Source organism: Dyella sp. AtDHG13 (assembly GCF_003201105.1).
Taxonomy (GTDB): domain Bacteria; phylum Pseudomonadota; class Gammaproteobacteria; order Xanthomonadales; family Rhodanobacteraceae; genus Dyella; species Dyella jiangningensis_B.
Genome location: NZ_QICJ01000005.1, coordinates 1 through 16,297 on the forward strand (window position 1 = coordinate 1; position 16,297 = coordinate 16,297).

The following is a 16,297-nucleotide window of genomic DNA, read 5'->3' on the forward strand; positions in this document are numbered from 1 at the left end:
GATCAAGGAACCCTTGCCAACCCATCACCGAGCGATAAGCTCGCAACCTTGGACTCTACGAAATAGGTTTTGGCCCTAAGCCCGGGGGCAGGTCACAGGCTGCAGTGTCCGCGAAATTCCTGGGAGGTCTGAACGCCGGCCTCAAGCCGGCGCTCGTTTTACAGACGAGACAACATCAGCCGCGCAGGCCGATATCGCCCCACAGCTGCTTTGCGCAGCGTTCACCCACAGTGCGAGCCACTTCCTTGACCTTGGAATAGTCCTCGGCCTTCCACTCGTCAAGCGCGCGCTTCTGTTCGCCGTCACCCTGGCAGCGCGACGTGGCGACGACTTTGCCCTGCCCGTCGCGAACCTTGGACGTCACCGTCCAGTGCAGGCGATAGTTGTCCGAACCGAACATGCTGTCGTAATCGAGCAGCCACAGTTCCTGCTTGATATCCACATGGTAGGCAGCGCTGGTGCGCTCGCCCTGCGCCTTGGCAATGGTCGCCGCCATGGCCAGCGCCGGCGTATCCGCCTGCTCGATGTGCTGGCCGATATCCGTAACGGTCTGCTGCACGACGCTGTTGGTCATGTTCCCCAACTCCATCGCCTGCTGCATGCCCTGCGGTGTCGCCGACGCCGGACTGGACGCCGCCGCCGACCCGACCACGGAACCGATCACCATGCCGCCGATCGCCTGCCCCTTGGTCTTCAATTGCACCGCCCCGGCCCCGGACACCTGCCCCACCGCAACGCCTTGCTCACGAAACGCAGTGGCCTGATCACCACTCACGCCCACAGGCTGCGTGGCGCAACCAACCAGGCCAGCGACGAGTACCGGCAGAAGAAAACGTGCCTTCATTGAACTTGCTCCTTGAGTTGATAGTGGCTTCCTTGCGCGAGACGTGGGTCAGGCCGCTATGGCCGGACTGATTGCGACGTCCGAGGCAATGAATGAATGGGTATCGGCGGCCATCGCAGGAACTTGAGCTTCGACAGAATGCCTCGTTTCGGTCATCCAAGTTTCAGTTGATGACGGAAGAGGAAAGTCTGACAACAGCTACTCAAACCGTGCAAGCAGGTGCATACCCTTGGGCACATCCCTGATGTTGGACTCACGTTCCCATCGTGATAGCCCCAGCTCACGGCGATCATCGATGCGCAACACCAAAGCGTCCCATCACCCTCTTATGCTTGATAGTCCTCATACTCCCAAGCAAAGACCCTAGAGAGTTTTAGCGCCAGCTCAGACCAACTTTCTCCAGAGACACTCGAGACAAAATCATCGACCTTATTTCGAATGGACGTCAGATCGTACTTTGGAACGATCAAGAGATGACGACCCCACATAGGTTCCGCAACTGACTGCTCTAGCCAGGTGGGCGTGCACACAAGCAATGAGAAGTCATCCGCGCCTTTGGATTCTTCCCGTCCTATGCGCAGACGCAGATTTAAAGCAAAACACGTCATGTCATCCGGGGAGCCAACTTCCAAATCAAAATCATCGCTAGACAGACCCTTAACCATTGCGCGCATTGCTCTCACCTTACTGCGTGACATTCAAATGGCCGTTTCCGGCCTTCTCCGAGCATATCGGCCGCACTTCGCTCGACAGCACCCTCGTCTAACTGCCCCCACTCACCGGCCAATTCCGCGGCCGCGACGGAATATCTTCAAGGGACTAAAACGCTCTTTACTTCATCAAATATGATCTGCGCTAGTTGAACGGATAGGAATCAGCGACGTCGGACGTCAGCTCGCCCCAACCTATCTCGGTAGATTGCGAGGTTCTGAGCAGTCGAAATTCCGAACTCGTCGTCTGTCGATGTGCGGATGAGCCAATATTGCAAGTGGTCTGCCGCACGGCATGGCATCTTCATGGCTTTCTCGGCACTCGTCGCATTGACCGGTCGCCCACTCACGAGAGCCATCTCATGCGCACGACCGGTCGATTCCCGTTGTTTTTCGTTTCGCTTTGAAGCTTAGTTCTATGGACCGGGCACAACGGGAATTATCGGCGCACTAGCCCAGGGGACGCCGTGTGCCTCGCATAGGCCTTCTATTTCCTCAATAAAGTCAGGGTTCAATACAGTGATGTCTTTACCCTTAACCCAACCCGCGTCGCGAGAGACGCGTGCACATTCAAAATAGTGGTCAGCCTTTTGACGCTGTTCTGCTTGTTTGGCGACATAAGCCGGGTAATCCTTTGGATGCCCAAGTACATACAAACAACTCTGAGCTATGGCATCAGCTTCGTCGGCATCGAGCAGCCCATAGTGAGCGACGCGCAATCGAAAATGACTCGTGCAATATAAATACGACCCGAGCCATATCAACTGGGCACCGGCATCTCCCGGAAACTTAAAAGGGTCCACCATCGCCATTTCTCGCGTGGCCGCCTGAAGACCTTCGGCCATGACAAAGTCCGTGAGTGCAGGATTGATCTCCAAAACACCACTAACCACGCATCGATGGATCATATCTACTGCAAGCTGCCATCGCGCAATCGTGTCATCTGGACAGCTCTCGATTCGACCTGATGAAAATGCAAGAGCAGACATATCGTCAGTCGACATCATGGCGATACGCCCCTGCAGCCAAATCGCTACGTCTTCCGGCAATTTCATGGGCGTCCTCCTACGTCGGCAGCACCAGTCTGCGGAAATTTCAGTTTGAGCTGCTTTTCACCATTATTCACAGATTGGAATCTCGGATTGTTGATTTCAACGGTCGCAGTTGTACCAAGCGTCTGTGTCGCCATCCCTTCCGGCCTATAAATAATCGTTGTTCCGTCCTCCCGCGTTGCCATCCAACACCCCTGGCAATTGCCCTTATTTAGTCGCGTAGAACCTGCCAGGTACTCTGCTTGCGTGGGCTCCCTACCGAGCAGTTGAACGGCAAAATCATTAGCTGTCGCACTTGGAGCCAAGCTAGCCTGCATGACGCGAGGCTGCCCTGCCGTCCCAAGCCCTGGCAGCGTTCCCGCTTCCAGTTGCCGGACATATTGTGTGTTGAGCACACTACCTGGCGCCTTGCCTTCCAGCAGCGGCCCCATCGGATTCTGGCCAATACGCTGCAGAGCATCTATTTCGTCAGCGACGTTGTTGCTCTGCCCCTCGCCGGATCCAACGATGGTAGCTTTGGACGCGCGCCCCAAGGGGCTCCACAGTGCCTCGCTCAGACTCGATACCTGGCCCAATTCGCGGGCCGCCTGGCCAAGCCCAACAAGTCCGCCCACTGCTTGCAGTCCGCCCAAGACGTAGTTTCCTTGCTGGACTTGATCTGCACCTTCATAGGTGTTGTAGCCCATGTAAAGGGTGTTGAGCGCCGGAGAGAGAGAGGCAAATCCACCAAGAGCGCCTGCAGCGGCAATTTTTCCGTTGAACTTCAGGAAGTCCAACGAGTCCTGCCTCATCCAGCTTTCCATCTGAACATCGAAATTCTGGCCTTGCGGTCTCCCGGAGTTGTAGTCGGCTTGAGCAAGCCCCCAATACTGACTAAGACTGTAGCCCGTTGCTGGCATGATGGCTTCTATTCCGCCATTGTTATCCTGATTCAGCCGCATGTAGAGCGCATAAGCATTTATCGTTGGGTTGGCACGCTCGTCTTTCGTTGCCTGCGATAGATTGTAATAAGTGCCGCCGATGTACTCGCCGAAGTTGTCATTCTGGATGAACGCCCTGGCGGTGGCATCAATCGGGGCGCCATTGAACTTCGCATCGAAGGTGTCGTCCTGCATTCGTTGCGCCGTTTGAAGCAATGTCTGCATCGCATTGTCAGTAGCAGCTTTTTGATCCTCCGGACTCAATGCACCAAGATTGCAACCACACTGTTGCTCAGCAAATTTCTCGGCCTCGGACTGGAGATGCTGCACATAATCAGGGTGCAACTGCCGATTGAACTGCTCGCCCTGCAGCGCCGTCGACGCCCCCGCGCCACCACCTACAACACCACCAATCGCAGCGCTCGCCAGCCCCAGCAAGCTCTTACCCTCTTCGGATGTCGCACTGATCTTGTAGTTATCCCACAACCAGTCGCCCATCGCCTTGCTGGCGGCCTCACTTGCCGCCGCGCCCGCCGCAGCCTGCGCAACATTCCCTCCGCTAAGGGCTGCCGTACCTGCACCCACGAGTCCATGCAGGATCACCTTGTTGGCACCGCCGTCCTGCCAAGACTTTTGCTCTTGTTCCGTGGTCGCGTGGTTCGCCATGTAGGCGGAAATGTCGCCGACCGCCGTCATGCCTACCTGCCCGGCAAGCGCAGCGATCTGTTGGTTCTCCGCGATCTTCTTCTGATCGAAGATCTGCTTGAGCCCTTGTGCGTTGATATCGGGGTTGCGGTCCAGCCCACTCAGGTCGGTGTTGCCGTTGCGGGTGATGATGGTGCCATCGGCTATACCGGCCTTTGTGGTGCTGCTTGCACTACCGGTTTGCGGCATCGCAAGGCCAGCCAAACCGGCCATGCCCATGGGCCCACCCGTGCCAACGCCGAAACTGCTGGCGCTGTATTCGGCATGATTTTCGATGTTGCTGAAAGTCAGGCTGCCGGTGTCCAGCAGGTTCCTGCTTGCATCGGCGGTACTCGCGATGACGCCGCCCTTCAGGTCGGTGTTGCCGTTGACGTGGATGTTGAAGCCACCATCGCCTGCCGCGATGCCGCTGACGGTGGTGACGCTGGCGTAGTGGCTGTCGGTGTTGCTCTGGTTGTAGCTGCCTGACATGCCACTGCCAGTAGCCACCGTAACGCCGATCTGCTGCTGCTTGCTATGGAAGTCGTCAGTGTCCTGCTCGCTGGCGATATTGAGGTTGCCGCCAATATTGGCGAGCACGGTCTCACCCTTGGCTTGAGCGCCCTGAATGGTGGTGTCGCCTCCGCTCGTAATGCTCAGCCCATGGGTGGCATTGATGGTGGTCGTGGCATGGGTCGTGCCGTTGCCGTGGCCGTCGCCCTTTCCGGCGCTGACGCTGGCGTACCAGCCGGTGGTCGCACCCACGCTGAAACCGACTTCGCCCCCAGCATTCTTGTTACTGCTCTTGTCGGTATGCTGCTCCGCCTGGCTCAGCAGATTCAGATTGTTGGCCGCAGTCAGTGCCACGTTGTCGCCGCTGATCTTGCTGCCAATGACGTTGAGGTCGCCGCCGGTTGCGGCAATCACCACGTTGCCGTTGCTGCGGATGGTGCTTCCGTAGGCCGTTTCGTCATGCGTGCTGGAGGTCGCCGTAGCGCTGCTCGCACCAATGCCGATGCGCAGGCTGACACCAGCACTGCTGGCATTGCCCTGGGCCGCCTGCCCCATGGCCTCGGCACCGGTCTGCCCGCCCAGGCCCATCATATTGCCCGCACCCGGAGAGAAGAGCGCCTCGGCACCCTGGGCTGCGTACAATGCCTTCAGGCGCGAGTCGTCGCTCTTACTTGCTCCCTTGGCCGCGTGATAGACGGCTTGCGCCGCGGTTACGGCGCCGCCTGTGAGGCCAAGCGTGATGCCGGCACTGCTCTGCTTGTACGTCTGCGACGTATCCGTCGTACCCACCGCCGCGTCGATCGTGACGTTCTTGCCCACGATGGCGGTGCCGGTGTCGCTGAGCACGTTGGCGTCGGTGAGGTGGACGGTGTTGCCGGCGGTCATGGTGACGCTACCGCCGAGGCTGCCCACAGTGGTGCCGGTGGGCGTGGTTTGCGTGAGCGTGGCGTCCTGGCTCTGCTTGGCTTCGCCGAGCATGATGCCGACGCCGGCACCCATCAGGCCGGACTTGGTCTTGCTGGTGCCGTGTTCTTCGGTATGGACGTCGTTGGCGGTGTTGAGCGTGAGGTTGTTGCCCGCGGCCATGACGATGTCGTGGTCGGCGGCGATCTGCGCGGCGGTGGCCGTCAAATCGTGGCCGGCCGCCATGGAGACGCTGTCGCCGCTGATGGTGGTGCCCATGGCGAGGCTGTCGCTCACGCTGTCGTGCGTGCGCTTGGTGGTACTGGACAGCAGACCGCTGTCGGTGGTCTTGGTGTCGGTGACGGTGCTGTGGTTTTCCTGCGCGGTGTTCAGCGTCAGGTCGTGGCCCGCCATGAGGCCGATGCCGCCGTTGGTGGAGCTGATGGTGGCGGCGGTGGCGGTAAGGTCGTTCTTGGCGACAATGCTGACGCCATTGGCACCGCTCAACGTGCTGCCGCGCACGGTCTCGTCGATGCTCCGCGTGGCGCTGACCGTGCTGCCTGCCGCGGTCTTGCTGTAGTTGGATTGACTGTCCGTCACGGCGTTGAGCGTGATGTCGTGACCGGCGCTCAGCCCCAGCTGGTTGCCTGCCTTCAGCTGCGCGCCCACGCTGGTAAGGTCGTTGCCGGCGACCAGGGCAAGGTTGCCGCCTGCAGTGATATCAGTAACGGCGTGCGTGGTGTTTTCCTGGCCGTTGGACGCACCACCGGTGCGAGTGGTGTGCACGGTGGCATCGAGGTTGAGGTTGTTGCCGGCCACCAGCTGGGCGTTGCCCACGGCGGAGATGTGGCTTGCCGAGGCGGTCAGGTCGTGGCCGGCCACCATGGCGAGGTTGCCGCCCGATTGCACGGGTGCGCTGCCCACGGTGAGGTCGCGGCCTGCCGCAAGCGCCATGTCGCCGGTGCTGGTGATGGCGCCGGTGCTGACCAGATCCCGCCCTGCCTGCACGCTGACAGTGCCACCCTTGATGGCACCGCTGTTGATGGTGTCGTTGCGCGTGGCGATGGCGAGTTGCTGGCCGCCATTGAGCGTGCCGTGGTTGATCAGCGTGTCGGCATTGATCACAGTGCTCTGCGTGCCGGTGATGGTGCCGTCGTTGCGCACGGTGCCGCCGGACTGGATGTTTACCGTGTCGCCAGCGAGCAGTGCGCCATCGTTCTGCAGGCGTTCGGCGGTGGCCTTGGACAGGTACACCACCGGCACCAGCACATGCTGGCCATCCACCACCTGATCCACCAGCCACACGATGTCCGACTGCAGCGAGCTGATCTGCGAACTGGTGAGCGGCGCGCCCAGGCTCAGGCCCAGGCGTTCGGCTTCGCTGGCGGCGCCGTTCATCAGCGCGGTGTACTGCGCCATGGGGTCGCCGCCGTTCAAGGTGCGGCGACCGGTGAGTTGCAGCAACTGATCAAGCACCAGTTGCTGTTCGTAATAGCCATCGCCCAACCGCTTCTGCGTGTTGCTGGGGTCGTCGCCCAGTGCTTTCAGCAGATAGTCGGAACTGGTGGATGCGCCCTTGGCGAAACGCGGCGCGGTGCTCACCAGGAAAGGTGCGCTGGGGTCGCCGTTCTGCGCATACATGGCGTTGGAAGGCGGCACGTAACCGGGCAAGGCCTGTTCGGATGAGCCCACCGATTGCGCACCGACGCCCTTGGCGCCGCCGGCATCGCCAACCTTGCCGCCATCCGCGCGTGCCACGCTGCCGGCATTGCCCACACCCTGACCCTGGGAAGCGTTGACGCGGCTGGTCTCCGTGATCAGCTGGCCTTGCGCGCCGTTGACGCGGCCGATGTCGCCGACCGCCTGGCCTTGCGCATCGTCCACGCCGCCCGCACCGGAAACCGCCTGCCCTTGCGTGCCATTGACGCGCCCCGTGCCCGCGACGGCGCTGCCGTGCGCGTTGTCGACACTGCCCGCGTTGCCGGCGCGCGCGGAACTGGCGCTGCGTAACGCCACGCCACCGGGGCCGGTGAGATCGCCCGCGTTGATGGCGCCACCGCCACCCTTGGCGCCCACCACCGTGTTGGTGACGTTGCCGCCGATGGAAAGATTGCCGCCCGCCGTGATGGTGGCACTCAGCCCCTGGCCCACGTCGTAGGTGACCCAGCTCGGCACGTTGCCCGGCGCGAGCAGCACGGACTGGCTGCCGCTGGAGGTGTCGTAGGTCCACCAGTCGCCATCGAGCCAGGTGCGCGGGCTGTTGATCAGGTACTGCGACTGCGTCTGGTAGTTGGTGGTGGTGGTGACCTGGCCGCTGGGCATCCAGGCGATGTTCTGCACGCTGGCCCAGCCGTCGCCGCCACCGCTGCCGTTGATGGTCAGGTTGCGCGTAGCGGCGATGGTGGACGCGCTGTTGCGGATGTTGCCGTTGAGCACCATGTCGCCGCCGGACTCGATGCGGCTGTCCGCGCTGGCGCTGGTGATCACAGTGACCTGCGTGAGCGTGCTGGTGGTCACCGACTGGAACACCACCGGCGACCCACGACCCTGCGGATAACCAATGCAACGCAGCGACGAGTAGTTATGGCTATCGCAATACGCCTTGGCCTTGGCCTGCCCGGCCGCGTCCACCACCTGATCCGCGCCGACGGCCGGCGGCCTGTGGTTGGGATCGCTGTCGCTGTATAGGAATTGCGCCACGGTGGCGCTACCACTGTTGGCGGCCTGCTCGTCCGCGCTCAGCACATAGGTGGCGGTGTTGATGACGCGGCGGCGGTTGTCGAGCTGGTCCGCATCGATGGAGACGTTGCCCTGTCCCTGGATGCGGCCGGACACATTGTTCAACGCGGCGACGCGCGTGCCATCCCAGCGACCGGCGATGTTGAGGTTGCCGCCACTGAAGATATCGCCGTCCAGATTGTCCAGGCGCTGCGCGATGCGCAGATCCATACCATTGGCCGCACCGATAAAACCCTCGCCGTAATCCACGGCGGCCATGGCCGTGCCCAGGTCGCGGCCATTGGTGAGCGTGTTGGCGTTGATACGCACGTTGTCACCGACGATGTTGCCTGTGTTGGTGACGTCGCTGGCGGTGAGGGTGAGCGTGTCGGCCTCGATACGCCCGCCGCGCTGGTTGTCGATCAGGCCGCTGGTGTTGATGTTGGCGCTGGCGCCGCCGTTGCCCGCACTGGCGTTGATGCTGCCCTGGTTGATCAGGTTGGCAGCGGTGATGTCCAGCTCGCCCTGCGTCTGCAGGGCGCCCTGATTGGTGAGCGTGCCACCCACGGTGAGGCTGAGCACGCCATCGCTCTCGAATCGCTGGCCGGCGGCATACGTATAGTCGCCATTGATATGCGCATCGAGCAGCTGCGAGCCGTAGAGGCGGCCGACGCCATTGATGGCGGACACCTGCGCGTGTAACGCACCGGCGTCGATCTCGCCGCCGTTGAGGTTCAACGTAGTCGTGTTGAGCCAGAGCGTGCCGGCCTGGATATGGCCGCTATTGGCGTTGGTGATGCTGGACAGCGTGGTCCACGCCGTGCCGCCCGCGCCGAACTGACCGCCGGAGTTGTCGAGCCAGGCGTTGCCGTTCTGGTAGCTGAGATCGCCGGTGGCATAGACCGTGCCGCCGATATTGTTGAGTGCGCCGACGCTATCCAGATTCACATTGCGCTGCGCGACCAGCTTGCCGCCACTGCTGTTGTCGATGCTCGATGCGTGAACGTTGGTGTCGCCGCCACGATTGCCGATGGAGCCGCCGCGATTGTCGATGCCACTGCCCGATGTCACCTGCAGCGTCGCATTGGGGTTGCCCGCATTGCCCGCGAGCAGCTGGCCGCCAACATTGGACACGCTTGCCGCGCTTACCGTGGCGGCGCCGGTGGCATCCACCGCACCGCCGCTGTTGTCGAAGCTTCCGTTGGCCGTGAGGGCCAACGCACCGCTGGTCTGCAGTTGGCCGCCGCTGCGGTTGAACAGATTGCCGTAACTGGTGAGCGTGAAATCGTGGCGGGCATACGCCGTGCCGCCGCTGTTGTCGAAGGAACCGGCCTGGATATTTGCAACGCCTTCCGCGCCGATCAATCCGTGCGCGGTGTTGCCGAGTGCGCCATTCACGGTGAGCGACAGCGCTCCCGCGTCGCCGCGTTGGATCAGCTGGCCGCCGGTGTTGTCGAGCGTGGAGGCCGTGACGGTGACCGCGCCCGTGCCGTCCAGCGAACCGGCGGCATTAGTGATCGCCGCGCTGCCCTGGCTGCGGCCGCGCAAAGTGAGCGCGTCGTTGGCGTGGATCTGGCCACGCGTGTTGTCGATGGTGTCGGCCTGCACCTGCACGCGGTTGCCGAAGATTCCCTGCGTGGCGATCGCGCTATTGGCTGGGCCGCCCTGGATGGTGTCGCGGTTGAGCAGCGTACCCGCCGACACATTCACATCGCCACCGGCAATCAGGGCGCCGCCGCTGTTGTCGAGCGTGCCCGCCGCCGTCGCCGTGATGCCCTGCTGCGCCTGGATGGCGCCGGCATGGTTGCTCACGCTGCCGGCGGTGAGCGCAAGCGCGCCGTTGCTGACCAGCGTGCCGCTATCGTTGACCAGACGGCCGTCCGTGGTGACGGTCAGCGTGCCCGTACTGGCGGACTGCACCGTGCCGCCGGTGTTGTCGAGGCTGCCCACATGCAACGTGGTGGTGCCGGTAGTGGCCAACGTGCCACGCGTGTTGTCGAACGCATTGGTGACGAGCAGCGAGCTGGCATTCGCGCCGGCCGCAAGGATGGAGCCGTTGGCGTTGGACAGCGAACCCGCGTTGAGCTGCAACGCCCCATTGGTAGCGACATGACCGCCGCTGTTGTCCATCGCACCGCTCACGCCCAGATGCAGCAAGCCGGTGCCGAGCGCGGAGAGGTTGCCGCCCGCGGTGACCAGCGAGCCCGTGTCGATGCTGATCTGCTGCGCCGTGGTGGTGCCGCCGCGCAGGTTGGTGCTGGCGCCCGCGATGGTCAGCGCGCCATTGCTGGCGAGCGTGCCGCCCTGACCGTTGAGCGTGGCCGCACGGATGGTCAACGCACCCTGCCCGGCGTGTTGGATCGCACCCTGCGTGTTGTCCAGCGTGGCCGCGGTCACGGAGAGGTCGCCGTCGCTGGCGAGCACGCCATGCTGGCTGTTGTCGAGCAGGCCATCCGCGGTGACGTTCAACGTCGAGCCACCGCCCGCCTGAACGGTACCGCCCTGATTGACGACGCTGCCGCCGTGAACCGTGGTCGCACCCATCGCGGCCAGCGTGCCACCGGTGTTGTCGAAACCTTGGGCGACGGTGATGCGAGTAGCGCTGGTGCCGGCAGCGGTTAGCGTGCCGCCGGTGTTGGTCAGCGACTTCGCATCGATCTGAAGCGCGCCATTGGTCGCCACCGTGCCGCGCGTGTTGTCGAACAGGCCGCGCACGGTGAGGTTCAACGGTGTGCCGCCAAGCGCGGTGAAGTTGCCGCCAGCCGTGCTCAGCGAATCCGCATTCAGTGCGATGGACTGTGCGTAGGTCGTGCCATTGGTAAGATTCAACGCACCACCAGTGAGCGAGAGCGCGCCGTTGCTTGCGATGGTGCCGCCCTGCCCATTGAGCGTCGCCGCCTGGATGGTCAGCGCGCCCGTGCCTGCGTGGGCGATGGTGCCTTGGGTATTGTCGAGCGTGGCCGCAGTAACCGACAGATCGCCATCGGACGTGAGCGTGCCCTTGGCGCTGTTGTCGAGCACGTCATCGGCGGTGACGCTGAGCGTGGAACCGCCACCCGCCTGGATCGTGCCGCCCTGGTTGACGATGCTGCCGCCGTGGATGGTGGTGGCACCCATCGCGGCCAATGTGCCGCGCGTATTGTCAAAGGTCTGCGCGACGGCGATGCTGGTCGCGTCCTTGCCGGCGGCCGTGAGGTTGCCGTCGGCATTGGTCACCGAGCCGGCGTTGAGTTGCAGCGCGCCGTTGGTAGCGACCGTGCCGCGCGTGTTGTCGAACAGGCCACGCACGGTGAGGTTCAGCGGCGATGCGCCCAGCGCGGTGAGGTTGCCGCCGGCCGTGCTCAGCGATTCCGCTTCCAGCACGATGGACTGCGCGTAGGTGGTGCCATTCGCAAGGTTGATCGCGCCGCCCGTGAGCGAGAGTGCGCCGTTGCTGGCGATGGTACCGCCCTGGCCATTGAGCGTCTTCGCCTGAATGGTCAGCGCACCCGTGCCTGCGTGCGCAATGGTGCCTTGCGTGTTGTCGAGCGTAGTCGCGTTGACGGACAGATCGCCATCGGACGTCAGCGTGCCCTTGGCACCGTTGTCGAGCAGGTCGTCCGCCGTGACGTTCAGTGTGGAACCGCCGCCCGCCTGGATCACGCCGCCCTGGTTGATGATGGTTCCGCCGTGGACGGTAGTAGCGCCCATCGCTGCCAGCGTGCCGCGTGTATTGTCGAAAGTCTGCGCGACAGCGAAGCGGGTGGCATCCGTACCGGCTGCACTGAAGGTGCCGTCGGTGTTGGTCAGCGACTGCGCGCTGACCTCCAGTGCGCCGTTGGTGGCGACGGTGCCGTGCGTATTGTCGAACAGGCCGCGCACCGTAAGGGTCAGTGGAGTTCCTCCCAACGCGGTGAGATTGCCGCCGGCCGTGCTCAGCGAATCCGCATCCAGCGTGATGGCTTTCGCATAGGTGGTACCACCGCTCAGGTCGAGCGCGCCGCCATGCAGGGCGAAACTGCCGTTGCTGGCGATGGTGCCGCCCGCGCCGTGCAGCGTGGACGCATTGATGGTCAGGGCGCCCTCCCCCGCATGCTGGATGGTGCCCTGCGTGTTGTCGAGCGTGGCCGCGGTCACGGAGAGGTCGCCGTCACTGGCGAGTACGCCATGCTGGCTGTTGTCGAGCAGACCATCGGCCGTGACCGTGAGCGTGGAACCGCCGCCAGCCTGGATGGTGCCACCCTGGTTGACGATGCTGCCGCCGTGAACCGTAGTCGCACCCATCGCGGCCAGCGTGCCTCGGGTGTTGTCCAGCGCGTTGGTGACGACGATGGACGTGGCATCCGCGCCGGCAGCCGTCAGCTTGCCGTCCGTATTGGCCAGCGATTGCGCCTGAAGCTGCAGCGCGCCATTGGTCGCCACGGTGCCGCGCGTGTTGTCGAACAGGCCGCGCACGGTGAGGTTCAACGGCGTGCCGCCAAGCGCCGTGAAGTTGCCGCCGGCCGTGCTCAGCGAATCCGCATTCAGTGCGATGGACTGTGCGTAGGTGATGCCGTTGGCGAGATTGATCGCGCCACCCGTGAGCGAAAGCGAACCGTTGCCGGCGATAGTTCCACCCTGACCGTTGAGCGTCGCCGCCTGGATGGTCAGCGCGCCCGTGCCTGCGTGGGCAATGGTGCCTTGGGTATTGTCGAGCGTGGCCGCAGTAACCGACAGATCACCATCGGACGTGAGCGTACCCTTGGCGCTGTTGTCGAGCAGGTCATCGGCGGTGACGGTAAGCGTGGAACCACCACTCGCCTGGATCGCACCGCCCTGATTGACGATGGTGCCGCCATGGATAGTGGTGGCACCCATCGCAGCCAGCGTGCCGCGCGTATTGTCAAAGGTCTGCGTGACGGCGATGCTCGTCGCGTCCTTGCCAGCAGCGGCAAAGCTGCCGTCTGCATTGGTCAGCGAGCTGGCCTTGAGCTGCAAGGCGCCATTGGTCGCCACCGTGCCGTGCGTATTGTCGAACAGGCCACGCACGGTGAGGTTCAGCGGAGTGCCGCCGAGCGCGGTGAAAGTACCGCCGGCCGTGCTCAGCGAATCCGCATTCAGCACGATGGACTGCGCGTACGTGGTGCCGCTCGCAAGGTTGATCGCTCTGCCTGTGAGCGAGAGTGCGCCGTTGCTGGCGATGGTGCCGCCCTGCCCATTGAGCGTCGTCGCCTGAATGGTCAGCGTGCCCGTGCCCGCATGTGCGATGGTGCCTTGTGTGTTGTCGAACGTAGTCGCGTTGACGGACAGATCGCCATCGGACGTCAACGTGCCCTTCACGCTGTTGTCGAGCAGGCCATCCGCCGTGACGGTGAGCGTGCCGCCGGCCACCTGCACGACGCCTCCCACATTGGCCAGCGTGCCGGCATGCAGTGTTGTGGCCCCCGACGTGGCGATGGTGCCTGCGTTGTTGGCGAACGCATCGGCCACCTGCACCCGGGATGCGTCATGGCCGGCGGCGCTCAGCTTGCCGCCGGTGTTGTCCAGTGAGCCGGCGTCGATCTGCATTGCGCCGTTGGTGGCGACTGTACCACCCGTGTTGTCGAACGCATTGCGTGTCCGGACATTCAGCGCACCTGCGCCCAGCGCGGTCAGCGAGCCGCCGGCGGTGGTCAGCGAACCGGCATCGACGATGACGTTCTGCGCGTACGTGGTTCCCTTGCCCACGTTGATCGTGTCGCCGGTCAGCGACAACGTGCCGTTGCTGGCGATGGTCCCGCCGATACCGTTGAGCGTGATCGCGTAGATGCCCAACGTTCCCTGCCCCGCGTGCTGCACCGTGCCGCCCGCGTTTCCGAACGTTTCCGCCGTGAGGAAAAGATCGCCATTGCTGCGGATGACGCCACCGCTGCCATTGTCCAGCGCACCGACCACGTTGAGCATATTGGTCTGGTCGCCGGAGGAAGCGATGGTGCCGCCACGGTTGTCCAGATTGACGGCGCGGAAGGTGAGTTGCGTCGCGCTAAGTACCGCGTCCTGATGATCGACCGTGCCCGCGCTGATGCTCGCCGCGCCCGCGGTGGCCACCGTGCCGCCCGCTCCCAGCCAACTACCCGTGCTAAGCGAGAAGCCATCGGCGCCGGCGTGATTGATGGCGCCCTTTTCATTGATGAGGGCGGCGCTGCTCAGCGTGAACTGCGAGGCGTTGCTGGCGAGCGTGCCGCCGGTGTTGTCCAGCACACCGGCGACCGTAAATGTCATGGCGGCGGGATCGGCCAGCAGGAAACTGCCAGCACGATTGGAGAGTGCCTGCGCATCGAACGCCAGTGCCTTGGCGAAGTTCAACTGGCCGCCGTCGTTGACGACCTGCGCGGCATGCACGGTCGATGCCTTGTCGACGGAAAGCACGCCGTTGCGGTTGCTCAGATCGCCGCCGGTGAGCGTGAGCTGGCGCAAGGCCAGTTGGCCGCCATCATTGGCCACGCCATTGCTCGTGACCAGGTCGAAGCCGGAGGCCGCCGTGATGCGGCCGCCATCGTTGTCGAGCAGGCCGGTGATATGCAGCGCGCCATCAGCCAGCGGCGGCACAGGCGTCACGCCCGCGCCGCCGCTGTTGCTACCCGCACTGCTGCCGCTACCGCTGCTGCCGGCCGTCGACGCACCGCCGTTGCCGGTCGATGAACCGGGTGTGCCGGAGGATCCACTGCCCGCGTCCACCTCTGGCATGCCGATGCGTCCGCCGTTGCGGTTGGACAAGGTGCCCACCTGCATGGCAATGGCCTGCGCGCTGGTCTGCGTGATGGTGCCGCCGGCATTGCGCATCGACGCCGCATCGACGGCGATGCGTGCCGCGTTCAAGGCGCCGCCGCTGTTGTCGACGTCCTGCGCGGTGGCGATGTCGAGTTCGCGCGTGGCGCTGAGCGTGCCGGCGTTGGCGATGCCGCCACTGGCGTTGATCTGCGTGTTGGTTTGCGACTGCAGGCTGCCGGTGTTTTCCAGGCGGCCGTCGACGGTGACGGTCAACTCGCCGGCCTGCGCGCCGATGTTGCCAGCGTTGCGCACGCCCAGGCCATGCTCGGTGCCGAGCAAGGCGATCTTGTTGGCGTACATGCCGCCCAGCGCGCTGACATCCAGCGCGAACGTGGGTTTGTTGCCGTCAGCGGTGATCGCGCTGGCCTGCGACGGATCCGCCTTCACGTCGTTGGCACCGGTGGTGACCTGCAGCTGCGGCGCCCAGATGCCGCCGTTGACCTGCACGGCGCGCGCGATGATGTCGGCGTAGTCGGCACGGCTGGCATCCATGCCCTTGCCGTTGATCTGAATGGTGCCACCGGTGACGCGATAGCCGTCCAGCGCGCCGCCGTTGAGCACCGGCACGCCGGTGGTCAACGTCACGCGGTTCGCATTGATGAAACCGCAGCCGTCGCACGCAATGCCGGAGGGATTGGCAATGACTACCTGCGCGCGGTCGCCCGCCACTTCGATGTAGCCGTTCAACTGGCTGGGATTGGGTCCGGTGACTTCGTTGAGGATCACCTTGGCCGTGCCGTTGGCGAGCCACGGATTGCCGGATACCGTGCCCGCCAGCTGCGTCTGAGTGTTGGTGTGCGAGTTGTTGAGCACCGCGCCTTCGTTGCCGACATCGAAGCGGCTGTAGGTATTGCGCGATACGCCGGCCGCGCTGGGCGTCTGGATATTGATCAATGGCGCGTTGTTGGGCGCGGCCATCACGGTGGGCCGCTGGTTGCCCGGCGCCTGCATGTCGCCTGCGATCTGCGCGCTTGCCACGGAAGCCAGGCCGATCCAACCGAAGCTGACCCACAACGCCAGGCTGACCGGGCGCACCGCGGCCGCCACGACGCCGGCCTCCTTCGATACGCCGCGCCCCGGCCGGCGGACCAGCTCCGATACGACCTGGAACAGGCCGAGCGCGTGGTTGAAGACGATGCGATACAGATGCTTGTTCATGGACTTTCCCTGTCAGGCAAACGACAC

4 protein-coding genes are annotated in these 16,297 nt (G+C 63.7%); all 4 read right to left on the reverse strand.

The window, feature by feature from the left end:
• Positions 1-175: 175 nt before the first annotated feature.
• The 4 genes from BDW41_RS09885 to BDW41_RS09895 all read right to left on the reverse strand — a co-directional run bounded on the left by BDW41_RS09885 (position 176) and on the right by BDW41_RS09895 (position 16,270).
• On the reverse strand, positions 176-844 hold the full coding sequence (locus BDW41_RS09885) for a hypothetical protein (protein WP_074551589.1): 669 nt from the start codon (positions 842-844) through the stop codon (positions 176-178).
• A gap of 326 nt (positions 845-1,170) precedes the next feature.
• On the reverse strand, positions 1,171-1,509 hold the full coding sequence (locus tag BDW41_RS09890) for an immunity 8 family protein (protein WP_233496831.1): 339 nt from the start codon (positions 1,507-1,509) through the stop codon (positions 1,171-1,173).
• Between the two features lie 461 nt (positions 1,510-1,970).
• Positions 1,971-2,609, reverse strand: a complete 639-nt coding sequence (locus tag BDW41_RS23005) for a hypothetical protein (protein WP_146217338.1) — start codon at positions 2,607-2,609, stop codon at positions 1,971-1,973.
• Entirely contained in the window at positions 2,606-16,270 is a 13,665-nt protein-coding gene (locus tag BDW41_RS09895; protein ID WP_074551585.1) for a hemagglutinin repeat-containing protein, read from the reverse strand. Before BDW41_RS09895 ends, BDW41_RS23005 begins: the two co-directional genes overlap by 4 nt.
• Between the last annotated feature and the right edge of the window lie 27 nt (positions 16,271-16,297).